This is a genomic window from Sphingopyxis indica (genome assembly GCF_032879645.1).
In the GTDB taxonomy this organism is placed as follows: Bacteria; Pseudomonadota; Alphaproteobacteria; order Sphingomonadales; family Sphingomonadaceae; genus Sphingopyxis; species Sphingopyxis indica.
Genome location: NZ_CP076394.1, coordinates 632,908 through 657,305 on the forward strand (window position 1 = coordinate 632,908; position 24,398 = coordinate 657,305).

The 24,398-nt window shown below is 66.4% G+C and carries 23 protein-coding genes; 16 read left to right on the forward strand and 7 right to left on the reverse strand.

Going from position 1 to position 24,398, the window contains the following annotated elements; genetic code table 11:
• Positions 1-69: 69 nt before the first annotated feature.
• Positions 70-1,206: a beta-ketoacyl-ACP synthase III gene (locus KNJ79_RS02950; protein WP_317152739.1), complete on the reverse strand. Its 1,137-nt coding sequence runs from the start codon at positions 1,204-1,206 to the stop codon at positions 70-72.
• A gap of 190 nt (positions 1,207-1,396) precedes the next feature.
• Here KNJ79_RS02950 and KNJ79_RS02955 point away from each other — a divergent pair, with 190 nt between their 5' ends.
• From KNJ79_RS02955 to trmB, 5 genes are all read left to right on the forward strand, one after another.
• Positions 1,397-1,948, forward strand: coding sequence for a hypothetical protein (locus KNJ79_RS02955; RefSeq protein ID WP_089217019.1), 552 nt, complete (start codon positions 1,397-1,399; stop codon positions 1,946-1,948).
• A gap of 94 nt (positions 1,949-2,042) precedes the next feature.
• The gene (gene lnt, locus KNJ79_RS02960; RefSeq protein WP_317152740.1) at positions 2,043-3,788 is read left to right on the forward strand and encodes an apolipoprotein N-acyltransferase; all 1,746 of its coding nucleotides are present in this window, start codon (positions 2,043-2,045) and stop codon (positions 3,786-3,788) included.
• Positions 3,789-3,836: 48 nt separating this feature from the next.
• Positions 3,837-5,063: a methionine adenosyltransferase gene (metK, locus tag KNJ79_RS02965; RefSeq protein ID WP_317152741.1), complete on the forward strand. Its 1,227-nt coding sequence runs from the start codon at positions 3,837-3,839 to the stop codon at positions 5,061-5,063.
• 65 nt (positions 5,064-5,128) lie between these two features.
• Positions 5,129-6,214: a hypothetical protein gene (locus tag KNJ79_RS02970; RefSeq protein WP_317152742.1), complete on the forward strand. Its 1,086-nt coding sequence runs from the start codon at positions 5,129-5,131 to the stop codon at positions 6,212-6,214.
• Positions 6,215-6,259: 45 nt separating this feature from the next.
• Positions 6,260-6,973, forward strand: coding sequence for a tRNA (guanine(46)-N(7))-methyltransferase TrmB (gene trmB, locus KNJ79_RS02975; protein WP_317152743.1), 714 nt, complete (start codon positions 6,260-6,262; stop codon positions 6,971-6,973).
• A 115-nt stretch (positions 6,974-7,088) separates the two neighbouring features.
• Here trmB and KNJ79_RS02980 read toward each other — a convergent pair whose 3' ends face one another.
• Positions 7,089-7,424 (reverse strand): hypothetical protein, encoded by a 336-nt coding sequence (locus tag KNJ79_RS02980; RefSeq protein WP_089216990.1) that lies wholly within the window; start codon positions 7,422-7,424, stop codon positions 7,089-7,091.
• An 83-nt stretch (positions 7,425-7,507) separates the two neighbouring features.
• On the opposite strand from KNJ79_RS02980, the gene KNJ79_RS02985 reads away from it, so the two are divergent.
• Positions 7,508-8,434, forward strand: coding sequence for a LysR family transcriptional regulator (locus KNJ79_RS02985; RefSeq protein WP_089216989.1), 927 nt, complete (start codon positions 7,508-7,510; stop codon positions 8,432-8,434).
• 116 nt (positions 8,435-8,550) lie between these two features.
• Positions 8,551-9,321 (forward strand): sulfite exporter TauE/SafE family protein, encoded by a 771-nt coding sequence (locus KNJ79_RS02990; protein ID WP_089216988.1) that lies wholly within the window; start codon positions 8,551-8,553, stop codon positions 9,319-9,321.
• A gap of 34 nt (positions 9,322-9,355) precedes the next feature.
• Here the strand turns inward: KNJ79_RS02990 and KNJ79_RS02995 are convergent, their stop codons facing one another.
• Together KNJ79_RS02995 and KNJ79_RS03000 are read right to left on the reverse strand one after the other, a co-directional pair.
• Positions 9,356-10,105, reverse strand: coding sequence for a sterol desaturase family protein (locus KNJ79_RS02995; RefSeq protein WP_317152744.1), 750 nt, complete (start codon positions 10,103-10,105; stop codon positions 9,356-9,358).
• Positions 10,102-10,647: a GNAT family N-acetyltransferase gene (locus KNJ79_RS03000; RefSeq protein WP_317152745.1), complete on the reverse strand. Its 546-nt coding sequence runs from the start codon at positions 10,645-10,647 to the stop codon at positions 10,102-10,104. Before KNJ79_RS03000 ends, KNJ79_RS02995 begins: the two co-directional genes overlap by 4 nt.
• A gap of 352 nt (positions 10,648-10,999) precedes the next feature.
• Between KNJ79_RS03000 and crtY the strand changes: the two genes are divergently transcribed.
• From crtY to KNJ79_RS03020, 4 genes are read left to right on the forward strand one after another with little or no spacing between them, the layout of a single operon-like run.
• Positions 11,000-12,157, forward strand: a complete 1,158-nt coding sequence (gene crtY / locus KNJ79_RS03005) for a lycopene beta-cyclase CrtY (RefSeq protein WP_317152746.1) — start codon at positions 11,000-11,002, stop codon at positions 12,155-12,157.
• Complete coding sequence (locus KNJ79_RS03010; protein WP_317152747.1) at positions 12,154-13,632, forward strand: phytoene desaturase; 1,479 nt, start codon at positions 12,154-12,156, stop codon at positions 13,630-13,632. Before crtY ends, KNJ79_RS03010 begins: the two co-directional genes overlap by 4 nt.
• Positions 13,632-14,213: an LOG family protein gene (locus KNJ79_RS03015; RefSeq protein ID WP_317153850.1), complete on the forward strand. Its 582-nt coding sequence runs from the start codon at positions 13,632-13,634 to the stop codon at positions 14,211-14,213. Before KNJ79_RS03010 ends, KNJ79_RS03015 begins: the two co-directional genes overlap by 1 nt.
• A complete protein-coding gene (locus tag KNJ79_RS03020; RefSeq protein ID WP_317152748.1) occupies positions 14,213-15,160 on the forward strand; it encodes a phytoene/squalene synthase family protein in 948 nt (315 codons plus the stop codon). The genes KNJ79_RS03015 and KNJ79_RS03020 overlap by 1 nt, the downstream gene beginning before the upstream one ends.
• 126 nt (positions 15,161-15,286) lie before the next feature.
• On the opposite strand, the gene KNJ79_RS03025 is transcribed toward KNJ79_RS03020, so the two are convergent.
• Positions 15,287-15,835, reverse strand: coding sequence for a hypothetical protein (locus tag KNJ79_RS03025; protein WP_317152749.1), 549 nt, complete (start codon positions 15,833-15,835; stop codon positions 15,287-15,289).
• A gap of 250 nt (positions 15,836-16,085) precedes the next feature.
• Complete coding sequence (gene purD, locus KNJ79_RS03030; protein ID WP_317152750.1) at positions 16,086-17,363, reverse strand: phosphoribosylamine--glycine ligase; 1,278 nt, start codon at positions 17,361-17,363, stop codon at positions 16,086-16,088.
• Between purD and xseA the strand changes: the two genes are divergently transcribed.
• The 5 genes from xseA (at position 17,362) to KNJ79_RS03055 (ending at position 23,681) form a co-directional block, all read left to right on the forward strand.
• A complete protein-coding gene (gene xseA / locus KNJ79_RS03035; protein WP_317152751.1) occupies positions 17,362-18,774 on the forward strand; it encodes an exodeoxyribonuclease VII large subunit in 1,413 nt (470 codons plus the stop codon). The genes purD and xseA overlap by 2 nt on opposite strands.
• 124 nt (positions 18,775-18,898) lie before the next feature.
• Positions 18,899-19,111, forward strand: a complete 213-nt coding sequence (locus KNJ79_RS03040; protein ID WP_089216979.1) for a DUF2093 domain-containing protein — start codon at positions 18,899-18,901, stop codon at positions 19,109-19,111.
• Positions 19,108-20,040 (forward strand): M23 family metallopeptidase, encoded by a 933-nt coding sequence (locus tag KNJ79_RS03045; RefSeq protein ID WP_317152752.1) that lies wholly within the window; start codon positions 19,108-19,110, stop codon positions 20,038-20,040. Before KNJ79_RS03040 ends, KNJ79_RS03045 begins: the two co-directional genes overlap by 4 nt.
• A gap of 272 nt (positions 20,041-20,312) precedes the next feature.
• Complete coding sequence (locus KNJ79_RS03050) at positions 20,313-23,330, forward strand: TonB-dependent receptor domain-containing protein (RefSeq protein WP_317152753.1); 3,018 nt, start codon at positions 20,313-20,315, stop codon at positions 23,328-23,330.
• 69 nt (positions 23,331-23,399) lie between these two features.
• Positions 23,400-23,681: a hypothetical protein gene (locus KNJ79_RS03055; protein ID WP_317152754.1), complete on the forward strand. Its 282-nt coding sequence runs from the start codon at positions 23,400-23,402 to the stop codon at positions 23,679-23,681.
• A 90-nt stretch (positions 23,682-23,771) separates the two neighbouring features.
• Here the strand turns inward: KNJ79_RS03055 and KNJ79_RS03060 are convergent, their stop codons facing one another.
• Positions 23,772-24,299 carry a hypothetical protein gene (locus tag KNJ79_RS03060; protein WP_317152755.1) on the reverse strand — a complete coding sequence of 176 codons (528 nt, stop codon included), beginning with the start codon at positions 24,297-24,299 and terminating at the stop codon, positions 23,772-23,774.
• Positions 24,300-24,398 lie beyond the last annotated feature (99 nt).

Sequence of the window (24,398 nt, forward strand, 5' to 3'; positions counted from 1 at the left end):
CGGTTTACACAGGCTCTGGATTGCCGCGTCGCCTTCGGCTCCTCGCAATGACGATTTAAGGCTTACGCCTCACGTCTTCCGGACGAACACCGTTCCCGCCGAATATCCCGCCCCGAACGAGCAGATCAGCCCATTGTCGCCTGCCACCATATCTTCATGGTTCAGGTGAAAGGCGATGATCGACCCCGCGCTCGACGTATTGCCATAGGTGTCGAGCACCGTCGGGCTCTCGTCCTCGCTCGCCTCGTGGCCGAGCACGCGCTGCGCGATCAGACGGTTCATATTGGTGTTCGCCTGATGCAGCCACAGGCGGCGCATGTCGGCGCCTTCGAGTCCCAGCTTTTCCATCTCCGCGACGATCATCGCCGCGACCATGGGGACGACCTCCTTGAACACCTTGCGGCCTTCCTGGACGAAGAGCTTGTCCGACTTCGGCCCAGACTGGTCGATCGCGCCGTGGGTGCGGTTGAGGAAACCGAAATTGTTGCGGATATTGTTCGAAAAGACCGTCTTCAGCCTGGTCCCCAATATGTCCCAATGGCCCGCGGGCGCTATGTCCTTGTCCTCGACCAGGATCGCGGTCGCGACGTCGCCGAAGATGAAATGGCTGTCGCGGTCGCGCCAGTTGAGGTGCCCCGAACAGATTTCGGGGTTCACGACGAGCACGCTCTTCGCATGATCCGCGCGGATATAGTCGGCGGCGGTCTGGATGCCGAAGGTCGCCGACGAGCAGGCGACGTTCATGTCGAAAGCGAAGCCGTCGATGCCGAGCGCGTCCTGAATCTCGATGGCCATCGCCGGATAGGCGCGCTGCATGTTCGACGCCGCGCACAGCACCGCATCGACGTCCGAAGCGTCGCGTCCGGCGCGTGCGAGCGCATCCTTCGCCGCCGCGACGCCGATCTCGGCAAGGATCGACAACTCGTCGTTCGCGCGCTCGCGAAGCCGCGGCGCCATATGTTCGGGGTCGAGGATGCCCGCCTTGTCGACGACGTGGCGCGAGCCGATACCGCTCGCCTTTTCGATGAATTCGACGCTCGATTCGGTCAGCGCGGCAACCTCGCCCGCCGCGATCGCTTCGGTATATTTTCTATTGTGCAGTGCAACATATTCGTTAAAACTGGCGACAAGTTCTTCGTTGGAGATGGCTTCGGCGGGGGTGAAAAGGCCGGTGGCGGAAATCACCGGCTGCGGTGCGTCGGGCATGATGGCTCTCTTGCGGATCTATGGTTTCAAGACGCTGATTAGGCCTGCCGCCCGTGCTGCGCAACGCCCCGCGACCTTGCTGAACCTGTCCCGACGTCGTGGTTAACCAGCCGCTAACCGGCCTGGTGGCATAGTGGCAGATGCAGGCCTCCGGGGGATGGCTTTCCGGGCGCCGTGCGGGAGCATGACGATGGCGACGCGTTCAGGACCGGCAGCGGGCGATCTCTCGATCGCCGAAATCAGGGAGTTTGCGGGCTTCCCCGCCGCGACCCAGCGCTATATCCGCCGCTCGCTCGACATCGGGCTCGAACGCGAGGACGCGATCGCGCGCTGGTCGCGCGACATGGTCGAGGAAACCGCGATCCGCGTGCAGGCCAAGGTCTATCAGCGGCTCGGCGAGATTCGCGCGCACATCCCCGACGATAGCGGACTCGATTCGCTCGAAGGCTTCATGGCGCCGCTCGTCACCGTGTCGGCGTTCGATCTGGGGCAGGACCGGCTTCCGGGCTTCTCGCCCTATCGCTTTCTTTACGAACGCCTGCTCGGCGCGCACGCTCGGCCGTGGCTGCCCGGCGCCTTTTGTGCCGCCGCCTCGCTGCCGCACCTTCACCCCGACAAGCGCAAGACGCTGCTCCAGTCGATCAGCGAAGCCGCCGCCACCGCGCCGGGCTGGTCGGCGCGCGAGCCGAGCTTCTATCCCGAATGGGTCGACAAGATCGACGAGACGCGGCCGGCGAACTGACGCACAGCGCGGCCGACGCCGCCGGCCGGCCGGTTTCGTCGCGGCGGTCCATGCCGCATTGTCGCGGCGCCGCGGCGCGGTTAAAGCAGCGCGCGTGACCGCCTCTTCTTCCCGCATCGCTGTTTTCGCCGACCGCTGGCCCAAGGGCCTGGCACTACTGCTCGGCCTCGTTTCGGCGACCGGCTTCGCGCCGCTGAACCTGTGGCCGCTGACCCTGCTCGCGCTCGCGGGGTGGATGCTGCTCGTCGCACGAGCTCCGCGCGGCTGGCGCGCGCTAGGGATCGGCTGGGCCTTCGGGGTCGGCCATTTCGCGCTCGGGCTGGGCTGGATCGCGACCGCCTTCACCTATCAGGCGGCGATGCCGGCGTGGCTCGGCTGGGTCGCGGTACTGCTGCTGTCGCTCTACCTCGCCCTTTATCCGGCGCTCGCGGCGTGGGGGGCGTGGATTGTCACCGTCGCCCCCGCGAAGCCTGTCCTGAGCGCCTGCACGGCAGTCGAAGGGGCGGGGGCCGCAATCGGTTTACACCGCGATGCTGGAACAAGCCCTCCAGCGGCCCCCGCCTTCGCGGGGGCGACGTTCTCCTTCATCCTCGCCTTCGCCGCATTGTGGACGCTTACCGAGTGGCTGCGGAGTTGGTTGTTCACAGGTTTTGCGTGGAACCCGCTGAGCGCAATCTTTGTCCCGCTGACCCCAATTCTCGCGCCGACACGCATCATTGGGACATATGGCATGTCAGCGATATTGATCCTGCTTGCCGGCATTCTGCTGATGGAAGCGATCCGCCGGCTGCCCGCTTGGCATCGCGCGCTCGCACCATCGTTCAAGGACGGAACGTTTCCGACAATCATTCTCGGCGGTCTGCTGCTGGCGATCGCCGGTTTCACGGCCATCCTCCTCGAACTCAACCAGTTGTCCAGCGCCATTGCCCCGGCCCAGCCGGGTCGCGCGAACTCGACCCCCATCACCCTCGTCCAGCCCAATATCGGGCAGGAGGACAAGTGGGAAGGGGGCAAGGCCGACGTCAATTTCGTCAAGCTCGCGCGGCTCACCGCGCCGAAGGACGCGCGCCCGCGTCTGATCCTGTGGCCCGAGGCGGCGATCCCCGATTATCTCGAAACCGGCTATCCGGCCTATTATTACGACCGCTCGCCCGCCGAGGCGCGCGGGCGGCTGACCAGCCTGATGAACCCCGGCGACGTGATGCTGCTCGGCGCGCTGAAGCTGGAGATCGACCGGACGGGCGAGGCGGTCGGCGCGCGCAATGCGGTGATGACGGTGCATTCCGATGGTTCGCTCGGCCCGCGCTACGACAAGGCACATCTCGTCCCCTATGGCGAATATCTGCCGATGCGGCCCTTGCTGTCGGCGATCGGCCTGTCGCGGCTCGCACCCGGCGACATCGACTTCTGGCCGGGGCCGGGGCCGCGGACGCTCGACCTTGGTGCGTTCGGCAAGGCGGGGCTGCAAATCTGTTACGAGATCATCTTTTCGGGACAGGTCGTCGACCGCGCCCACCGGCCTGATTTCATCTTCAACCCGTCGAACGACGCGTGGTTCGGGGCGTGGGGGCCGCCGCAGCATCTGGCGCAGGCGCGGCTGCGCGCGATCGAGGAGGGGCTGCCGATCGTGCGCGCGACCCCGACCGGGATCAGCGCGGTGATCGACGCCGAGGGGCGCGTGCTCGAATCGATCCCGATGCACGCGGCGGGGCGCATCGACACGGTGCTGCCGCGCCCGCACGCGCCGACGCTATTTGCACGCCATGGCAACATCCTGCCCGTCGGTTTCGCGCTGCTGCTGCTCGCACTCGCCATTGCGTTCCGTCGTCGCGGCCGCTAACAGCAATCGCACATAAAGCTTCCTTTATATCGCTTCAGAAAGCCTCACATGCGCAACAGCTTCCTCTTCACCTCCGAAAGCGTGTCCGAAGGGCATCCCGACAAGGTGTCCGACCAGATTTCGGATTCGATCGTCGACCTGTTCCTGTCGAAGGACCCCGAAGCGCGCGTGGCCTGCGAGACGCTGACCACCACCCAGCTCGTCGTGCTCGCGGGCGAGATACGCTGCAAGGGCGTCTATGAAGATGGCGCGTGGGCGCCCGGCGCGATCGAGGAGATCGAAGCCACCGTGCGCAAGACGGTGAAGGACATCGGATACGAGCAGGACGGCTTTCACTGGGAGACGCTGCGCCTCGAAAATCACCTGCACGGCCAATCGGCACATATCGCGCAGGGCGTCGATGAAGGCGAGAACAAGGACGAGGGCGCGGGCGATCAGGGGATCATGTTCGGCTATGCCGCCGACGAGACCCCCGACCTGATGCCCGCGACGCTCGATTACAGCCACAAGATCCTGCAGCGCCTGGCCGCGGACCGCAAATCGGGCAGGGCGCCCTTCCTCGAGCCCGATGCGAAGAGCCAGGTCACGCTGCGCTATGCCAACGAGCGCCCGGTCGAGGCGACCGCGATCGTCGTGTCGACCCAGCACGCGCCGGGCTATTTTTTCCACGGCGGCGAGGGCGACGAAGCGAAATATGAGGAACTGCGCGCCTATGTGAAGGGCGTGATCGCCGACATCCTGCCCGCCGAGCTGCTCACCGCGAATACCGTCTATCATATCAACCCGACCGGCCGCTTCGAGATCGGCGGGCCAGACGGCGACGCGGGGCTGACGGGGCGCAAGATCATCGTCGACACCTATGGCGGCGCGAGCCCGCACGGCGGCGGCGCGTTCAGCGGCAAGGACCCCACCAAGGTCGACCGCTCGGCGGCCTATATCACCCGCTATCTGGCGAAGAATATCGTCGCCGCCGGCCTCGCGCGCCGCTGCACCATCCAGCTGTCCTATGCGATCGGCGTCGCCGAGCCGCTGTCGGTCTATGTCGATTTGCATGGCACGGCGGCGGAGGGCGTGACCGAAGCGGCGCTCGAACAGCTCCTGCCGCAGCTCGTGCGCCTGACCCCGAAGGGCATCCGCACCCACCTCGGCCTCAACAAGCCGATCTACAAGCAGACCGCCGCCTATGGCCATTTCGGCCGTCAGGCGAGCGGTGACGCCTTCCCGTGGGAGCGCACCGACCTCGTCGACAGACTGAAGGCGGCGTTCGACCGATAAGAAGCCGCTTGTCATACGCACGGCGATCTGCCAGCGTCCGGGTCTGGTCGGGCTGGGGGGCACGCATGGCAAGGCATTGGTTCAGAGGCTTTTTCTGGGCAGCGATGGCGGCGGCGTCCGCCATCCCGGCCGGCGCCGCGGCGCTCGAGCCGGCGGAAGTCGCCGTGCCCGCCGGGCAGGCATGGACGCACCCGCACAGCGGCATCGCAGTCCCGGCAACGCTGGGCGGCATTACGCGCACGAAGGTCATTGCATTCGCCCCGGACAATCTTGACGTCGGGGTTGCCTTTGAAACCAAGGGGGCGGCCGAATCGCTTACCCTCTATGTCTTTCGCGATACCAGTGGCGACATTCCCGTCTGGTTCGCGCAGGCGCAGGGCAGCGTCGAAGCTCGCGCTCTGTTCGGGAATCCGAGCCCGGCCATAGCGCCGCAAGCTTTCGTGCCGCCGGGCCAGGCCACCGCGTCGGCGCTCCGCACCGTCTATGCCCCACATGGCGATTCGGGATATCGCAGCACCGGCATCGTCATGCTCGCCGTCGGTGACTGGTATGTGAAATTGCGTGCCTCGTCGAAATCGCGCGGCCCCGCCGAGCTCGCCGCGTGGATGAACGACATTCTGGCCGAAATCCGATGGCCCGACCGGATTGAGGGACATGCGCCCGCAACACCCGTCACCGACTGCGCCGTCCCGCTCGCCTTTGCCGCCGACGCCGCCGATGCGCCGAGCGATGCGGGAAGCCGCGCCGCCGCGGCGTTCGGCGTCATGTTCCAGCAACAGGGCACATCGTCCAATCCGTTCAAGGCGCAGCCCATCGCCCGCTGGTGCCGCGACGAGGTGGTCGGCGACAATATGCGTGTCTATCGCCCCGACGATGGCAGCGACCGCTATCTGATCGCGCTCGGCGACAATGGCAACGCCGTGCTCGTTGGCAAGACGGGCGCCTGGAGCGCGGTCACGCCTGCCGGCAACGCCTCGGCGCCCTATCAGATCCTGCTGGTCAGCGCGGCCGAAACCATGCTCTATGCGCCGCAAACAGGCCTTCCTTCGATCGACCGTGTCGCCGAGGTCCTCAACGCGGGCCATCCGGTCGCCCGGTTGAGCGGCTGGGGCAAGGATGCGGAGATCGACATACTGACCGATCCGAAGTAGCGGACACCCTTTCGCTTGCCGCGCCCGCGCGCTAGGGCGCGCGGCATGACCGCTTTCAAGTCGGGCGATCCGACAACCCTCAACCGCCTCTATGGCCGCGCCAAGGGCAAGCCGCTGCGCGCCGGCCAGCAGGACCTCGTCGACAATCTGCTGCCGCAGATCGCGGTGCCGGCCGAGGGCGCGATCACCGCCGAACGGCTGTTCGGTTACGACCGCCCGCTGCATTTCGAGATCGGCTTCGGCGGCGGCGAGCATATGGCGGCGCGCGCCGACATGCTGCCCGATCATGGCTTCATCGGGGCCGAACCCTTCGTCAACGGTGTCGCGCAGGCGCTGGTCCATGTCGCGGGCGACCATGGGGCGCATCCGCCGCTCGGCAATGTCCGCATCCAGCACGGCGACGCGCTGGAGGTGCTGCGGCGCATCCCCGATGGCGCGCTCAGCTTCGCCTATCTGCTCCACCCCGACCCGTGGCCCAAGGCGCGCCACGCCAAGCGGCGGATGATGAACGACGGGCCGGTCGACCTGATCGCCGCCAAGCTGAAACCCGGCGGCGAGTTCCGCTTCGGCACCGACCATCCCATATATCTCGCCCACGCGCTGATGGTGATGCGCCGCCACCGCCACCAGTTCGAATGGCTGGCAGAGAAGGCGAAGGATTTCCTTGCCCGCCCCGCCGGCTGGCCCGAAACGCGTTACGAGGCCAAGGCGCGGGCGCAGGGGCACGAAGTCTGGTACTTCCGCTATCGGCGGCGCTGAAGGACGCGCCGCGCCCGCGAATCAAAATGGGGCGGCCCCTTTTTTGGGTGCCGCCCCAGTTGTGGTGCCTGCCGTGGAGAGGGAGAGAGGCAGGCCGGAGATTGGTGTCGAAGGCTCAGCGGGCCGCCATCTTGCTGTCGGTTTCGACTTCGGCGACGCCGGCGATCTTGAGCGCGGCGCGATACTGCTTGGCGGCGGCGCGTTCGTTGCCCGCTTCGCACAGCTTGTTGCCGGTCGCGACGAAGCGCTGCGCGCTCGACTGCTTGTCGCCCTGCGTATCGTTGGCCGCGGTCTTCGCCTGATCGGCGAGGCCCGTGCAGCGATAATCCTGGCTGTCGCGGGCATAGGCCGGCGAGGTCGAGGCGATCAGGCCGGTGAAGGCGAGCGCCGAAGCCGCGACGATCGCGAAGGCGGATGGGAAACGGCGGTAAGAGGAGAGCTGATAGGTCATGGGAGAGGGTCCTTTCGTTTCGTTGTGCAACCTTTTTAGCCGCGATTGCGCCAATAGATAATCCGCTATAATCTGCAAGTGCCTTGAAGCAGGATTTAACAATTCCCCATGGGGCGCTCGACGGGATCGAAGCTTTCCTGCGTGTCGCGGAGCGGCGGAGCTTTTCCGCCGCCGCCGCCGACCTCGGCGTGTCGCCATCGGCGATCAGCCAGACCGTAAAGGCGCTCGAGGCGCGGGTCGGTGCGCCGCTGTTCATGCGCACGACGCGCAGCGTCGGGCTGACGCAGGCGGGCGAAATGTTTCTCGAGCGCGCGGCGCCTGCCTATGCCGGGCTCGCCGACGCCTATGAAGCGGCGCGCAATCTTGGCAACCGGCCCGCGGGACGGTTGCGGATCAATCTGATGCGCGGCGCGGTCCAGCCATTGTTCGAACCGATCATCGCGGGCTTCTGCGAAACCTATCCCGACATCGAACTGGAAATCTTTGCCGACGATGCGCTCGCGGATCTGAGTGCGGACGGGTTCGACGCCGGGGTGCGGATGGGCGAATCGCTCGATGCCGATGCGGTGGCAGTCCGTCTGACCGGCCCCTTTCGCTTCGTCGCGGCTGCCTCGCCCGCCTATTTCGAACGCCACGGCCGCCCCGGACATCCCGACGATTTGCGCGATCATCGGTGCGTGCGGATGCGCATGACAACCGGCGCGATGATGCCGTGGACCTTCGAACAGGGTAATCGCGAGTTCGAGGTCAACGTCACCGGTCCGGTGATCGTCAATGATTTCAGCGCGATGATGGTCGCCATGCGGGCGGGGGTCGCGATCGGCATGATTGCCGAGCCGACCGCCAAATTGCAGGTCCAGACCGGACTGCTCGAACTGACGCTCGTCGACTATGCCGCGTCGACTTCGGGCCTGTTTCTCTATTATCCAAGCCGCAAGCAGGTGATGCCCAAGCTGCGCGCCTTCATCGACTATGTTCGCGAACATCTGCCCGACGACATAACAGGCTGAGCGCCGCTCGCCTCGCCGCGCAAAGCATTCCCTTCGGCGCCAGCAGAAAAATTGCACTCGCCAGCGCCTCCGATTTGCGCCATCCATTTCTCAACTAAAACAGTTGGGATGGTGACATGGTCGATATTTCTGTGCTCGACATCGCAGCGCTTCTGCCGTTCGTGCTCATCGGCTTTGCCGCGCAACTCGTCGACGGGGCGCTCGGCATGGCGTTCGGCGTCATCTGCAACACGTTGCTCGTCGCCGTCCTCGGTGTGCCGCCCGCGACTGCCTCGGCGCGGATCCATGTCGTCGAGGTGTTCACGACCGGCGTGTCGGGGATCAGCCACCTCCTCCATCGCAACATCGAATGGCCGCTCTTTTTCGGCCTGCTCGTGCCTGGGCTGATCGGCGGCGTGGCGGGCGCCTATGTCCTGAGTTCGATCAGCGGCGAACTTATGAAGCCGTTCGTGCTCGGCTATCTGGTCTGCGTCGGTGCATGGCTCCTGATACGCGGCATATTCTATCCGCCAAAGATCAAGAAACCCGCGGTCATTGCGCCGCTCGGGCTGATCGGCGGCTTCCTCGACGCCGCGGGCGGCGGCGGCTGGGGCCCGGTCGTGACTTCGAACCTGCTGGTTCAGGGCGCCGAGCCGCGCAAGGTCGTCGGCACGGTCAACAGCGTCGAATTCTTCCTGACGCTCGCGGTGTCGGCGACCTTCATCTGGCATTTGGGGTTCGCCGACGTCGCGGGCGCGACACTCGGGCTGCTGATCGGCGGCGTGATCGCGGCCCCGATGGGCGCCTTCATGGCGAAACGCTTCTCGCCCAAGCTGATGCTCATTCTCGTCGGTATCGTCCTGACCGCGACCAGCGCGTTCAGCCTGTGGCGTGTGCTGACGGCTTGATCCTTCATGGAGAGCGTTTGCTGGACCTCGCCGGTCACCGCGAAGCTCGCAGCCTTGAAGCAGCGGCAAGATCGCCAAACCCCAGATCGGTGCCGCACGCCTTGTCCCAGAAACGGAAATAGAGGCCGTAATTCCCCCGATAGGCGGCATGATGCCGCTCGTGATGCGTCGCGGTTATCAGCCAGCGCCCGGCCGGTCCGTGAACGAGGGCGCGCGGAAACATCTCCCACCCCATATGATTGCCGACCCCCATGATCGTCATGATCGCAAGCACGGCGCCGAGCACCGCGACATGGATCGGGATCAGGAAGACGAGCGCGGGGATCACCACCGCGCCGGTTGCCGCTTCGATCGGATGAAAGCTCATCGCCGCCCAGGCGGTGGGTGGGCGGCTGTCGTGATGCACCGCGTGGGCGATACGGAAGCAGGTGGGGCGGTGCATCAGCCGGTGGGTCCAATAGAAGCATGTGTCGTGGAGCAGAAGATAGGCGAGGAGGCTGACCGGCAGATAGCAGAGCGGATAGTCGCCGACGCCCGAATAGATGCGTGTCCAGCCCTGCGCCTGCCACCCCCAGGCGACGATGCCCGCGGGGATGCCATAGATCGCCGCACTCGCGAGGCTCCAGCCGATCTCGCGCCGCATCTGCGCCTCGAGCCCGCGATAGAGGCCGGGCCGCCTGAGCCGCGTCGCAAGGGCGAAGGCGCCGCTCGTCAGCAGATAGCGCGCGCCGACGATTGCGGTCATTGCGAGCGCCGAGAGCGCGATGGCGAGGCCTGCGCTCATTCGTCCGCCTCGTCGGGCGGGCTGGCGCTGCCGTCGCCGAGCGCGCGCTGCATATAGACGGTGTCGAGCCAGCGGCCGTGCTTCCAGCCGGTTGCGTCGAGCCGGCCGGCGTGCGCGAAGCCGCACGCGGCGTGGAGCGCGATCGAAGCGGGCTCGGCGCCGCCGATCACCGCGATCATCGTGCGAAAGCCCGCGGCTTCGCTGGCGCCGATCAGCGCCTCGAGCAGCGCGCGTCCGACGCCGCGACCCTGCGCGGCGGGGCCGACATAGATGCTGTCCTCGCACGTCCAGCGATAGGCAGGGCGCGGGCGGAACTGGCTGGCATAGGCATAGCCGAGCACATCCCCGCCGGCGTCGCGCGCGACGAGGAAGGGCCAGCCCTTCGCGATGTGCTCGGACACCAGCGCTGCGGTCACAGCGACGCTCCGCGGTTCGATGTCGTAGGTTCCCGTCCCGCGCGCGACATGGTGGGCATAGATCGACGCGATCGCCTTCGCGTCGGCGGGCGTTGCGGCTTCGATAAAGGGCGAGGCGCGGGGCACGCTCCGGTTCTGCCGCAAGGCGGGCCGTTTGTCATCCGCCGCGAAGCGGCTTCCCCGCCGCTATGCGCTCGGCTAGGGTCGGTACTCGATTACGGCGCCGTCGAGGTTTGAAGCAAAATGGCCCAGTGCGAGGAGAGAAGGCGCAGACATATGTCGATATTTCAAGGCTTCTCGACGAAGCAATGGGCCATTTTGCTTCAAATCCCTGTGGGACGCCCAAATGGCTTCCATCTCGGCCCGAAAGCCGCTTGGAAAGGCAACCAGCCTTCCCGGCGCGTCTTTCGCCCCGAGCTGTTCGCCATTTGGGCGCCTCGACGGCGTCGTAATTGAGTACCGACCCTAGGCAGGGGCGATGACCGGCACGCGCCCCCTTCGCTGCGACATCGCCATCGTCGGCGGCGGGCTTGCCGGCGGGCTCGCGGCGCTCGCGCTTGCGGCGAAGCGGCCCGAGCTCGACGTGCGGCTGGTCGAAGCCGGCGACGTCGGGGGCAATCACATCTGGTCCTTCTTCGACAGCGACATCGCGCGGCGCGACCGCTGGCTGGTCGCGCCGCTCGTCCGCCACCACTGGCCGGCCTATGACGTCCGCTTTCCAGGCCGCGCCCGCACGCTGCGCATGGGGTATAAGAGTGTCACCGGCGAAGCGCTCGCCGGGGCGGTTGCCGCGGGGTTGCCGCCGGGCCATATCGTCGCCGACCGCGCGCTCCACGTCGCGCCCGACCATGTGCTGCTCGCCGCCGGAGGCCGGCTCGACGCGCGGCACGTCATCGACGCGCGCGGCGCCGGCAACCTGTCGGCGCTGACCTGCGGCTGGCAGAAATTCGTCGGACAGGCGCTCCGCGTCGAGGGCGGGCACGGGTTGACGCAGCCCGTGGTGATGGACGCGCGGGTCGAGCAGTCGGACGGCTATCGCTTCGTCTATCTGCTGCCCTTCGACGCCGAGAGGATCTTCGTCGAGGATACCTGTTACAGCGACGATGCGGCGCTCGACGTTGCGGCGATCCGGCAGCGCATCGCCGCCTATGCGGACGCGCAAGGGTGGACGGTCGCGGCGCCGGCGGAGCGCGAGGAAAGCGGCGTGCTGCCGGTCGTCATTGCGGGCGATTTCGATCGCTATTGGCCGCCGTCCGATCGCACCGCGCGCATCGGCGCGCGCGCGGGAGCTTTTCATGCCACGACGGGCTATTCGCTGCCCGATGCGGTGCGCACCGCGAGCGAACTGCCCGGCATGATCGGCCCCGACCTGCCCGCGCGGCTGCGCGAGCGCGCCGCGGCGTCGTGGCGGCGCCAGCGCTTCAATCGAATGCTCTCCGCCATGCTCTTCCGTGCCGCCGAGCCCGCCGGGCGCTATCGCATCTTCGAACGTTTCTACGGCCTGCCCGCCGGGGTGATCGCGCGCTTCTATGCCGGGCGGTCGCGCCCCGGCGACAAGCTGCGCATCCTGTCGGGCCGCCCGCCAGTGCCGGTCGGCCGCGCGATCGCGGCGCTGAAGCGCTTCGACTGGCGGTGACGCGCCGCGCCATCGTCATCGGCGCCGGCTTCGGCGGCCTCGCGCTCGCGATCCGGCTCCAGTCGGCGGGCGTCGAAACCGCCGTCGTAGAGGCGCGCGACAAGCCCGGCGGGCGCGCCTGGCACTGGAAGCGCGACGGCTTCACCTTCGATGCCGGCCCGACGGTGATTACCGACCCGCCTTGCCTGAAAGAACTATGGGCGCTGAGCGGACAGGACATCGCCGCCGACGTCGATCTGATCCCGGTCACGCCCTTCTATCGCCTCGACTGGCCCGACGGTTCGACCCTCGACTATTCGAACGACGAGGCCGCGCTCGCGGCGGAAATAGCCAAGCTCAACCCCGCCGACGTCGCGGGCTATGAGCGGTTCCTCGCTTATTCGAAAGGCGTGTATCGGGAAGGCTATGTGAAGCTCGGCTCGGCCGCCTTCCTCGATTTCGCCTCGATGCTGCGCGCGGCGCCGTCGCTGATGAAATATCGGGCGTGGCGCAGCGTCTATTCGGTCGTCGCTTCTTATGTGAAGGACGAGCGGCTGCGGCAGGCGCTGTCGTTCCACACCTTGCTCGTCGGCGGCAATCCGATGACGACGAGCGGCATCTATGCGCTGATCCACACGATCGAGAGGGAGGGCGGCGTCTGGTTCGCGCGCGGCGGGACCAATGCGCTCGTCGCGGGGATGGTGCGCCTGTTCGAGCGGCTCGGCGGCGCGCTCCGCCTCGGCGATCCGGTGGTGCGGATCGAAACCGAGGGTGAGCGCGCCACCGGCGTCGTCACCGAAAGCGGCTGGCGCGGCGAAGCCGACAGCATCGCGTGCAACGGCGACCTGATGCATAGCTATCGCGACCTGCTCGCCGGCCACCCGCGCGGCGCAAAGGTGGCGAAGCGTCTCGCGCGCAAGCGCTGGTCGCCGTCGCTGTTCGTCGTCCATTTCGGGGTGAAGGGCGACTATCCCGCCATCGCGCACCACAGCATCCTGTTCGGCCCGCGCTACAAGGGGCTGCTCGACGACATCTATCGGAACGGCGTCGTCGCGGACGATTTTTCGCTCTACCTCCACCATCCGAGCATCACCGATCCCGGCATGGCGCCGCCGGGTCACGCCGCCTTTTACGCGCTCGCCCCCGTCGCGCATCTCGGCAAGGCGCAGGCCGACTGGGACGGCGCATTCGGCGACCGTTTCGCCGATTCGATTCTGGAAGAGGTCGAGCGCCGCCTGCTCCCCGGCCTGCGCGCCAACCTCGTCACGCGCTTCCATTACACGCCCGCTGACTTCGGCCGCGACCTCGCGGCGCATCTGGGCAGCGCGTTCAGCCTCGAGCCGCTGCTGTGGCAGAGCGCCTGGTTTCGCGCGCACAATCGCGACGATGCGATTTCCAACCTTTACTTCGTCGGCGCGGGCACCCATCCCGGCGCCGGTATCCCCGGAGTCGTCGGCAGCGCCAAGGCGACCGCCAGATTGATGTTGGAAGAATGATGAAACGCCTTGCCGTCTATTGCGGGTCCGCGACCCCCGAAGATCCCGTCTATATCGAAACCGCGCGCCTCGTCGGCCGGACGCTTGCCGAGCGGGGCATCGGCGTCGTTTATGGCGGCGGCCGTCTGGGGCTGATGGGAGCGGTCGCCGATTCGGCGCTCGCGGCGGGCGGCGAGGTGATCGGGGTGATCCCCGACGCGCTCGTCGGCGCCGAGGTCGCGCACAAGGGGGTCACCGAACTCCACGTCGTTTCCGGTATGCACGAGCGCAAGCGGATGTTCACCGACCTCTCCGACGGATTCCTGACCATCCCCGGCGGGGTCGGGACGATGGACGAGCTGTGGGAAGCGATCAGCTGGGCGCAGCTCGGCTATCACGACAAGCCCGTCGGCCTGCTCAACGCCGCGGGCTTCTACAATGAGCTGATCGCCTTCAATCGCCACATGATCGAGGTCGGTTTCATCCGCCCCGCGCACGCCGGAATCATGATCGTCGACGCCGGGCTCGACGAGTTGCTCGACAAGATGGCGTTCTATCAGCCGCACAAGTCGATCTTCGCGATGAAGGCCGACGACCTCTGATGTCGGCAGCGGGGGGCTATGACGCGCACGAGCTTCATGGCTTCGCGCACGACAGTATCGTGCGGGGTTCGAAGAGTTTCGCGCTCGCGAGCCAGCTCTTCGATCGCTTCACCCGCGAGCGCGTGTGGCTGCTCTATGCCTGGTGCCGCGCCGCCGACGATCTGACCGACGGGCAGGACCATGGCGGCACCGCGGCGGCCGGCCATGATGCGAAGGCGGCGGTCGCGCATATCCATGCACTGACCGACCGGGCCTATGCCGGCCAGCCGACCGGCGAGCCCGCCTTCGACGCGCTCGGCCTGCTGCTCACCGAAATCGCCATCCCGCGCGCGGTGATCGACGACATCATCGCTGGTTTCGAACTCGACGCCGACGACTGGCGCCCGCGCAGCGAGGCGGATCTTCTACGCTATTGCTATCATGTCGCGGGCGCGGTCGGGGTCGCCATGGCGCTGGTGATGGGGATCGACCCCGCCGACGAGCGCACGCTCGACCGCGCCGCAGACCTCGGCATCGCCTTTCAGCTCGCCAATATCGCGCGCGACGTGGCCGAGGATGCCGCCGCCGACCGCTGTTATCTGCCCGTCGACTGGCTCGTCGAACTCGATATTCCGCCGGGCCAGCACATGCACCCGCGCTATCGCGGGCGGCTCAGCGTCATGGCTAAATGGCTTGCCGAAATGGCCGGGGAATATGAAGCGTCGGCGCGCTGGGGCGCCCGCAAACTGCCGCCGCGCAGCCGCTGGGCGGTGCTCGCCGCGATGGGCATTTACGGCGACATCGCGCGCGAAGTGCGGCGCCGGGGCGACCATGCGTGGGATCACCGCACCGTGACCTCGTTCGTCGCCAAACTGGTTTGGGTCGCACGCGCCGGCTGGTCGGTGCTGCGCCGCCCGCCGCTCCGCCGCATCGACCGCGACGGGCTGTGGACGCGGCCGCGATCCTAGAGTGCGTTCGATTTTGATAGAATCAAAACCGGCACTCTAGATTCCTGTTTTGCCGTGATTTCCGAGCCGTGAAATGTTCCATTTCACTCGCAATCACTCTAGAGTGCGTTCGGCTCTCCGGCCCGGTCAGAGTTCGCCGCCCAGCGCCCCATATCTGGCTTCGAAGCCCGCCTTGTCGCGGCGCGCGAGATAGCCGGCCTGATCGACCCAATTGTCGCGCGCGATGCGGCCCGAAAAATTGCCGAGCCGCGCGTCGATCGCCGCGATATCGGCGTCGCTCCAGTTCGCGATCTGTTCGAAGCTGGTGACGCCGAGGTCGCCCAGCAGCTTGGCGAGCTTTGGCCCGACGCCCTTCAGCAATTGCAGATTGTCGGCCTGACCCGCGGGCGCCGCGGCTGCGGGCGGCGGCGGGGCTTCGGTTTGCGGAGCGGGCGCGGGCGCGGGTTCGGGTGCCGGGGGAGGCGGGGTCGGCGCGGCGACGGGGGCCTTTTTGAAGGCTGGTTCGGCGGCGACAATGTCGGGTTTTGCCGGCTCGAGCGGCTTCGCGGGCTTCGCCTCGACCGTCGGCGGCACGACGTCGCGGGGCTGCCGCCGCGCGGCGAGCCACCAGACGAGTGCGACGACGACGATCAGCACGATCAGCGCGACGATCCAGTTTTCCTGAAGCCAAGTCATGTCTATCCCCTTGTTTCGAGGGCGCCCCACCGGAAGCCAGCCTATCGGCCGGGCGGCGCTGGGTCCAGAGGGCGTCTATTTTGCCTCGCGCGCGCCCTCGCGCCAGCCCCTTAGCGCGCCTCGCGCGCGCCCTCGCGCCAGCCCCTTAGCGCGCCTCGCGCGCGCCCTCGCGCCAACCCCTTAGCGCGCCTCGCGCGCGACCTCGCGCCAGCCCCTTAGCGCGCCTCGCGCGCGCCCTCGCGCCAACCCCTTAGCGCGCCTCGCGCGCGACCTCGCGCCAACCAATGTCCCGGCGGCAGAATCCGGTCGGAAAGTCGATGCGGTCGAGCGCCGCATAGGCGGCGGCCTGCGCCTCGGTCACGCTCTTGCCCGTCGCCGTGACGCTGAGCACGCGCCCGCCGGCCGCGACGATCGCGCCGTCCTTGCGCGCGGTGCCGGCGTGGAAGACGCGCACGCCGCCCTTTTCGGCATCGGCGATGCGGCGGATCGTTCCGCCCTTTTCGGGGGTGCCCGGATAGCCGTTCGCCGCCATCACGACGGTCAGCGCATAATCGGCGGCGAAATGCGGCGGCTCGGCGCCGGCGAGCGTGCCGGTCGCGGCGGCGTGGAGCAGCGCGGCGAAATCGCCCTTCAGGCGCATCATCAACACCTGGCATTCGGGGTCGCCGAAGCGGCAATTATATTCGATCAGCTTGGGGCCGTCGGCGGTGAGCATCAGCCCGGCGAAGAGCACGCCGACATAGGGCGTGCCCTCGGCGGCGAGTGCCTTTACCGTCGGGCGGACGATGCGCTCCATGACCTCGGCCTCGATCGCGGGCGTGAGCACCGGCGCGGGGCTGTAGGCGCCCATGCCGCCGGTATTGGGGCCGGTGTCGCCTTCGCCGACGCGCTTGTGATCCTGCGCGCTGCCGAAGGCGATGACGTCGGTGCCGTCGGACAGCGCAAAGAAGCTCGCTTCCTCGCCGGCCAGATAGTCCTCGATCACCACCTCGGCGCCCGCCCCGCCGAACGCGCCGGCGAACATCTCGTCGATCGCCGCGGCCGCGGCCGCGCGCGTTTCGGCGATGATCACGCCCTTGCCCGCGGCGAGCCCGTCGGCCTTGATGACGACGGGGATGGCGAATCCGTCGAGGGCGGCATGCGCTTCGTCGGCGCTCGTGCAGCGGACATAGGCTGCGGTCGGGATGCCGGCGCGCGCGCACAGGTCCTTGGTGAAGCCCTTCGACCCTTCGAGCTGCGCCGCGGCGGCGCCGGGGCCGAAGACCGCGACGCCGGCCTCGCGCAGCCGGTCGGCGAGCCCCGCGACGAGCGGGGCCTCGGGGCCGACGACGACGAACTCGATTCCGTGGACACGCACCAGCGTCATCAGCCCGTCGAGATCGTCTGCGGCGACGGGCAGGCATTCGGCGTGGAGTTCGATCCCCGGATTGCCGGGCGCGGCATAAAGCTTGTCGCAGCTCGGCGATTGTGCGAGCTGCCACGCCAGTGCATGTTCGCGGCCGCCCGAGCCCACAAGCAGGATATTCATGTCAGTTCCTTTTCCCGAGTCCGATGGCGACACGCCCGCGCGGCTGTTAGCCGAGGCGGGGACGCACGACAATGCGCCCGCGCTTTCGGTCAGCCAATTATCCGCCGCGATCAAGCGCACCGTCGAGGACGGCTTTGCGCGCGTGCGCGTGCGCGGCGAGCTGTCGGGCGCCAAGCGCGCCGCGTCGGGGCATTTCTATGGCTGCCTGAAAGACGATAATGCGCTGATCGACATCGTGATGTGGAAGGGGCAGGCGGCGCGCCTCGCCTTTCGCCCCGAGGACGGGATCGAGGTGATCGCGACCGGCAAGCTCACCACCTATCCCGGCCGCTCGAAATATCAGCTCGTCGTCGAAAGCCTCGAGGTCGCGGGCGAAGGCGCCTTGATGCTGCTGTTCGAAAAGCTGAAGGCGCGGCTCGGCGCCGAGGGGCTGTTCGACCAGGCGAAGAAGCGCGCGCTGCCCTTCCTGCCGCGGACGATCGGCGTCGTGACATCGCCCACCGGCGCGGTGATTCGCGACATTCTCCACCGGCTCGCCGACCGCTGCCCGAGCCATGTGATCGTCTGGCCGGTGCTCGTTCAGGGTGAAGGCGCCGCGGCGCAGGTCGCGCGCGCGGTGCGCGGCTTCGATTCGCTTGCACCGGGCGGGCCGGTGCCGCGCCCCGATCTGGTGATCGTCGCGCGCGGCGGCGGGTCGATCGAGGATCTGTGGGCGTTCAACGAGGAAATCGTCGTGCGCGCGATAGCCGAGTGCCGTATTCCGACGATCAGCGCGGTGGGGCACGAAACCGACGTGACCCTATCCGACTATGCCGCCGACGTGCGCGCACCGACGCCGACCGCGGCGGCCGAGATGGCGGTGCCGGTGCGCGCCGAGCTCGCCGCGCAGCTCGCGACGTGGAGCGGGCGGATGATCGGCGCGGCAAGCCGGCATCAATCGCTGGCGAGCGAGCGGCTGACGGCGCTCGCGCGGCACTTGCCGAAGCGCGAGGCGCTTTATGCGCCGCAGCGCCAGCGGCTCGACGATGCGGGCGACCGGCTCGACCGCAGTCAGCGCCACCGGCTCGCGGTGACGAGCGAGCGACTCGCGTCGCGCGCCGCGGCGCTGCGTCCGTCGCTGCTCGCGCGGGCGTGGGACCGCGACCGGGCGCGGCTCGAAGGACTGGCGCGGCTGCTCGCCTCGCTCGACCCGCGCGCGCTGCTCTCGCGCGGCTACGCGATGGTGCGCGACAGGGGCGGCGGCCTCGTCACCACCGCGGCGCGCGCGCGCGACGCCGGGCATATGCGGTTGCAGTTCGCTGACGGCGAGGTGTCCGTCGCCGCGGAGGACGCGCCGCCGTCGCCCTCGCCGCGTCCGGCGCGCAAGCCGCCCGCCGCACCGCCGGGCAAAGGGCAGGGCGAGTTATTCTGACGAATTCGTCGCCCCAGCGAAAGCTGGGGCGACGGACTCCTTTGCGGCGCCCAGGGGTGGCCGCGCGCGCCGATGCTGTTATAGTCGCATCAAGAATGTCAGTCTTTCCAACGGATATCGAATCATGCTGATCGCCAGCCGCAACCGCCTCGCCCGCCTCCAATATGGCCCCAACGGCTTTCGCGTCGTGTCGCCCGGCGACCATGTGCTGTGCGCGGTGACCGGCGTGCCGATCGGGCTCGACGAGCTGCGTTACTGGTCGGTCGCGCGGCAGGAGCCCTATGCCAGCGCCGCCATTTCGGTGCAGGCCGCGCTCGACCACGCCCGCAAGGCATGAGGGCAGGCAAGGCTGCTCATCGCGCCGCGCTGACGGCGCTGTTCGCCGCGCTCGCCGGCTGTGTGCCGCCCGCCGCCGGACCGGTCGAGCCGGCGCCGACACCCGCACCCGTCCCGCCGCCCGCCTCCCGGCCTGCGCCCGCTCCGCCGCCCGCGCCCGTCGACGCCGACTTCACCATCCTGCGCGGGACCCCGGTGCAAGGCGGAATGCTGCTCGGCCGCGTTCCCGCAACGACGCGGACGCTGACGCTCGACGGTAGGGCCATTCCCTTCGCGCGCGACGGCGGCTTCATCATCGCCTTCGACCGCGACGCGCCCGCGGGCGAGCGGCTCGTCGCGACGCTGGCCGACGGGCGCACGATCGCGCGCGACCTCAGCATCGCCGCGGGCGACTGGCGGATCGAGCATATCGACGCCCCCTATCGCGGCAGCGCATCGAGCGACGCCGAGTTCCAGCGCCGCCGCCCCGCCGAGCTGGCGCAGATCGCCGAAGCGCGCCGCGTCGATCACGACGTCGACGGCTGGCGCCAGCGCTTCCGCTGGCCGGCGACGGGGCGTCTCTCGGGCTTCTTCGGCTCGCAGCGCGTCTATCAGGGCAAGCCGGGCAGCTATCACGGCGGCACCGACATCGCCGTCCCCGCAGGCACACCCTTCTATGCGCCCGCCGACGGCGTGGTGACGCTCGCCGCGACGACGCCCTTCACGCTCGAGGGCAACCTCCTTATCGTCGATCACGGCATGGGGCTCAACAGCGCCTTTCTCCACTGCCAGAGCCTCGACGTGAAGGTCGGCGACCGGGTGGTGCAGGGGCAGCGGCTGGGGACGGTCGGGCAGAGCGGCCGCGCGACCGGGCCGCACCTCCACTGGGGCCTCAAATGGCACGACGCGCGGCTCGATCCGGGCACGCTCGCGGGACCGATGCCGCGCTGAAACATTCGATGCTGCGCTGCAACATTGTAACCGTTGAAACAAAGTTTCGCAAAATGCCGCGCCGCGGCACGATGTGTTGCTTTGCCTCTCGCGGATGTTGCAAATACGTCACAATCCCGTTGGAAACCGCAGAAACGGTGGGGAATTTCCTTTACTCAAAATGAATGAGGGGTCATCCCGCAGCCTATCGGGGTGTATCGCGCGAGGGGCGATTCAATCGGCGCGCGCCATTCATTCAGGTAATACGGCCACCAGTAGCAAGGGACTGCACTGTGAAGAAAACCCATTTTTCGAAGCTGAAATTGAGCGTCGCGCCCGTCGTTTTGGGTGTTGCGCTCGTTTCGGCTCCCGCCTTCGCGCAGGACGTATCCGCAGATGATGAGGGCGCGGTCGCGCCCGATGACATGATCATCGTCACGGGTTCGCGTATCGCCAGCCCGCAGGTCGAATCGAACGCGCCGCTGCAGATCGTCAACAGCGAAGCGATCCAGCAGTCCGGCGTGACCAACGTTCAGGAATTGCTCCTGAAAAACCCGGCATTCGGTACACCGGCGCTCAGCCGAACCAACTCGGCCTTTCTGACGTCGGGCACTGGCGTCGCCACTGTCGATCTTCGCGATCTCGGTTCGGACCGCACGCTAGTGCTGGTCAACGGGCGCCGCGTCGTCTCCAGCCTCAGCGGCAGTTCGACCGTCGACCTCAACGTCATCCCGACCCAGTTCATCGAGCGCATCGACTTCCTGACCGGTGGCGCTTCGTCGCTCTATGGTTCAGACGCGGTCGCGGGTGTCGTCAACTTCGTCTACAAGAAGGACTTTCAGGGTCTTGAAGGCAACGCCCAATATGGTCTGACCGAAAAGGGTGACGATATTCGCTACCAAGCCAATCTGACCATGGGTGCGAATTTCGACGATGGTCGCGGCAACATCATGGTCCACTTGGGCTATTCGAACGAGCGCGGCCTGTTGTCGCGCGAGCGCAAGAACACGTTCACAGACGACAGCGACACGGCTGCGCTGACGGGTGATCTTGCCGACTATGGCGTGCCCACCGAGCCTTTCTTTTCGAGCTTCCCGGAGCAGGGGCGTTTCGTCGCAGGTGACTATACTTTCACTTACAGCCCCTCTGGCGCGCTACAGCCGTGCTTCACGACCAATGGTCCGACGTGTACCACCGACATAGGGAATGGCGTTGGACCCAACGGCTTCAATCGCCAATATTATCGCACGCTCGCCGTTCCGGTGAAGCGCTATACCGTGGCGGCGGTCGGCCACTATGACGTCACCGACAGTGTCTCGATGTTCTTCGAAGGCACCTATAACAAGACGCAGTCGTCGCGCATCATTGAACCGTTTGCGCTTTCGTCCGACGGATCGACTGGCATTTATCCGGCGTCGGGCGTCATGCCGATCGAAAATTATATCATCGCCCCCGACGGTACGACGACGATCGCGGTCAACCCGATCGTCCCGGGCGCGATTGCGGCACAGGCGACCGATTCCGATGGCGATGGCTTGCGCGACATCGGCTTTGCACGCCGTCTGAGCGAATTCGGCACCCGCAATGGCCAGACGACGCGCGACTTCCTGCGCTTCGTCGTCGGCTTCGAGGGCACGCTCGCCGACCGGTTCAACTGGGACCTCAGCTATAATTATGGCCAGGTTACCGAGAATCAGGTGTCGAACGGCCAGGTCAATGTCGTCAATTTCCGCAACGCCCTCGCGGCAATGACGGACGTGAACGATGTCAATGGCAACGGCCTGACCACCGACGTCATCTGTGTCGACGCCGAAGCGCGTGCCAACGGCTGCGTACCGATCAACATCTTTGGCAAAGGTGCGATCACGCAGGAAGCGATCGACTATATCGCCGCTCAGCAATCGCTGCAGACCGATATCAAGCAGCAGGTCGTCCAGGGCAATATCAGCGGTTCGCTCTTCGAGCTTCCGGCGGGGCCGCTCGGAGTTGCCGCTGGCTTCGAATATCGCAAGGAAGAAAGCGTTGAGGACAATGACGCGCTGACCAATCAGGGGCTGAACGCCGGCAACAAGCTGCCCGACACGAGCGGCCAGTTCGACGTCATCGAGGCTTATGCCGAGGTCAAGGTACCTATTCTGCGCGATCAGCCCTTCTTCCGCCTGCTCGAACTCGGCGGAGCCTTCCGCGTCGCGGATTATTCGACGGTCGGAACGATCTACAGCTACAATGTGCAGGGCACTTGGGAACCGTTCGAGGATCTGCGCCTGCGCGCGACTTGGGCTCGCGCTGTGCGCGCCCCGAACATCGGCGAACTCTTTTCAGGACTGTCGCAGACCTTCCCGTCTGGCCTTCAGGATCCCTGCGCGGGGATCGGCGCCACGGGCGGCGGCGCTCTCGGCGACAATTGCCGGGCCGACCCGGGCGTAGCCGCGAACATTGCCGCAAACGGCACGTTCACGCTCACGCAGGGCGACATTCAGGGGATCAGCGGCTTCAACGGCGGCAATCCGAACCTGGAAGAAGAAAAGGCGGATTCGTGGACGGTCGGCGCAGTGCTTAATCCGCGGTCAATCGACGCGCTGCGCAACCTGACGATCACGGCTGACTATTATAATATCAAGATCGACAATGTCATCGCTACTGTCGGCCGTGGCACGATCCTCGACCAGTGCTATAATCAGGGCAATTCGCAGCTGTGCGACTTGGTCATCCGGCGCCCGACCAACACGGCGACCAACAGTGCCGGTTCGATCGAGTTTATCAACGATCTTGCGGTCAACGCGGCGAAGCTCGAAACGCAGGGTCTCGATGTCACCGTCAACTGGTTCACACCGGTCGACTTTTTCAGTGCCGATGGCCGGCTAAACTTCAACCTCTCCTACAACCATCTGTTCCAGAACGACTATACGCCGCTTCCCGGCGCGACCGTCGACCGGGCGGACGGGGAGATCGGGACGGCCGCCGACCGCTTCACCGGCACGCTCGGCTATTCGAACGACAAGTTCAAATGGTCGTTCACCGGCACCTATATCGGCAAGTCCTATGAAGACGACGTCAGCTGGTGCGCCTTCTTCGGTGATGGCTCGCCGCGTTGCGTCTCGGTGCCGGCTGAATTCTATCTGGACACCCAGATGAGCTTCCTGCCGGATGAAAAGTTCGAAGTCTATTTCGGCGTCGACAACCTGCTCGACAACAAGGCTCCGAACATTCTGACGAACACGACCTTCAATGTGACCGGAACCGACACGGCTGCCGATGTCTACGACATATTCGGCCGCCGCTATTACGCAGGTGTCCGTTTCCACTTCTGATAGATGCGGAAATCGTCATAAGGGGATGTGGTGAGTATTCACCACATCCCCATTTTTTAAGGCCTTCCTGTGCGTTATCTGTTGCTACCCATCGCGTTGGCTTTTTCGATTCCGGTCGTCGCCTCGGCCGAGAAGAATGCTGCAGCCGAAAAGAATGCAGCGGCCGAAAAGAATGCAGCGGCCGAAAGGGATCCGGACGCGGTTCGTTGCCGTGCCGTCAAGGAATTGGGCTCGCGCATTCCGATGCGGGTCTGCAAAACCAACGCCGACTGGGCGCGTGCGGAGGCCGAAGCGCGGGAGGCGATGGCGGATCGCAATCGCAACAGCCATTGCAGCGGGGATTTTTGCTGACCGCCCAAGGCTTCGCCCATCTTTCGACGACGTTCCAGAGCGTGGACGGACTATGATCGAAAAGCTCGACTCAACAGCCGGACGAAAGCGTTATTTCACCCGCTTGACGCCGACTTCGCGCGTCTTGCCTGCCAGTGTCAGACGATAGCCACCGAGCGGACCCGATTCGACGGTTACTTTCTGTCCGATACGCGGAACCGTGCTCAATCCGCCGAAAGAGGTCGTTTGCCAGACCTGGTTATTATCGAGCACGAAGACGGTGCCGTATGGACTCATATCAAGATCGGCGATCGCGGCTTCGATACGCAAATTTCCCTCATGCGAGACGCGCTGTCCGCTCTTCTCTTTCGGATGCTTGCGCTGGGCCGCTTCGTTACGCTGGATCGCCGTCAGGCCGAAATCGGCCTTGCTCTTCGCCGCCGCTTCTGCCTGACGCTGAACTTCACTCTTACGAGCCTCCGGGATCAGGGCGTCGAAACATCGAAGTCGTGCCGCTTCCTGGTCGATCTCGCCGCATCGCACGACATCGTTGGCAAGGTCTTGCGCCGTAGCATTCGGACTGGAAAGGGCGATCAGCCCTCCCATCACGCTGCCGACGGCGACAATGGCATTTTTCATCGACGAACCTCCCTTGTCGGTCAAGCGAACATGGCGGGGAACAGACGGCCAAGACCTCACACTATCAACGCTCCGTGCCCGGTCAAGCGCAGAACAGGC

What these genes read in the sequence shown, in the direction of transcription:
- KNJ79_RS02950 (WP_317152739.1), bottom strand. Translation starts at nt 1,206, where the DNA reads ATGCCCGACGCACCGCAGCCGGTGATTTCCGCCACCGGCCTTTTCACC.
- KNJ79_RS02955 (WP_089217019.1), top strand. Translation starts at nt 1,397, where the DNA reads ATGGCGACGCGTTCAGGACCGGCAGCGGGCGATCTCTCGATCGCCGAA.
- metK (WP_317152741.1), top strand. Translation starts at nt 3,837, where the DNA reads ATGCGCAACAGCTTCCTCTTCACCTCCGAAAGCGTGTCCGAAGGGCAT.
- KNJ79_RS02970 (WP_317152742.1), top strand. Translation starts at nt 5,129, where the DNA reads ATGGCAAGGCATTGGTTCAGAGGCTTTTTCTGGGCAGCGATGGCGGCG.
- trmB (WP_317152743.1), top strand. Translation starts at nt 6,260, where the DNA reads ATGACCGCTTTCAAGTCGGGCGATCCGACAACCCTCAACCGCCTCTAT.
- KNJ79_RS02980 (WP_089216990.1), bottom strand. Translation starts at nt 7,424, where the DNA reads ATGACCTATCAGCTCTCCTCTTACCGCCGTTTCCCATCCGCCTTCGCG.
- KNJ79_RS02990 (WP_089216988.1), top strand. Translation starts at nt 8,551, where the DNA reads ATGGTCGATATTTCTGTGCTCGACATCGCAGCGCTTCTGCCGTTCGTG.
- KNJ79_RS02995 (WP_317152744.1), bottom strand. Translation starts at nt 10,105, where the DNA reads ATGAGCGCAGGCCTCGCCATCGCGCTCTCGGCGCTCGCAATGACCGCA.
- crtY (WP_317152746.1), top strand. Translation starts at nt 11,000, where the DNA reads ATGACCGGCACGCGCCCCCTTCGCTGCGACATCGCCATCGTCGGCGGC.
- KNJ79_RS03015 (WP_317153850.1), top strand. Translation starts at nt 13,632, where the DNA reads ATGAAACGCCTTGCCGTCTATTGCGGGTCCGCGACCCCCGAAGATCCC.
- KNJ79_RS03020 (WP_317152748.1), top strand. Translation starts at nt 14,213, where the DNA reads ATGTCGGCAGCGGGGGGCTATGACGCGCACGAGCTTCATGGCTTCGCG.
- KNJ79_RS03025 (WP_317152749.1), bottom strand. Translation starts at nt 15,835, where the DNA reads ATGACTTGGCTTCAGGAAAACTGGATCGTCGCGCTGATCGTGCTGATC.
- xseA (WP_317152751.1), top strand. Translation starts at nt 17,362, where the DNA reads ATGTCAGTTCCTTTTCCCGAGTCCGATGGCGACACGCCCGCGCGGCTG.
- purD (WP_317152750.1), bottom strand. Translation starts at nt 17,363, where the DNA reads ATGAATATCCTGCTTGTGGGCTCGGGCGGCCGCGAACATGCACTGGCG.
- KNJ79_RS03040 (WP_089216979.1), top strand. Translation starts at nt 18,899, where the DNA reads ATGCTGATCGCCAGCCGCAACCGCCTCGCCCGCCTCCAATATGGCCCC.
- KNJ79_RS03045 (WP_317152752.1), top strand. Translation starts at nt 19,108, where the DNA reads ATGAGGGCAGGCAAGGCTGCTCATCGCGCCGCGCTGACGGCGCTGTTC.
- KNJ79_RS03060 (WP_317152755.1), bottom strand. Translation starts at nt 24,299, where the DNA reads ATGAAAAATGCCATTGTCGCCGTCGGCAGCGTGATGGGAGGGCTGATC.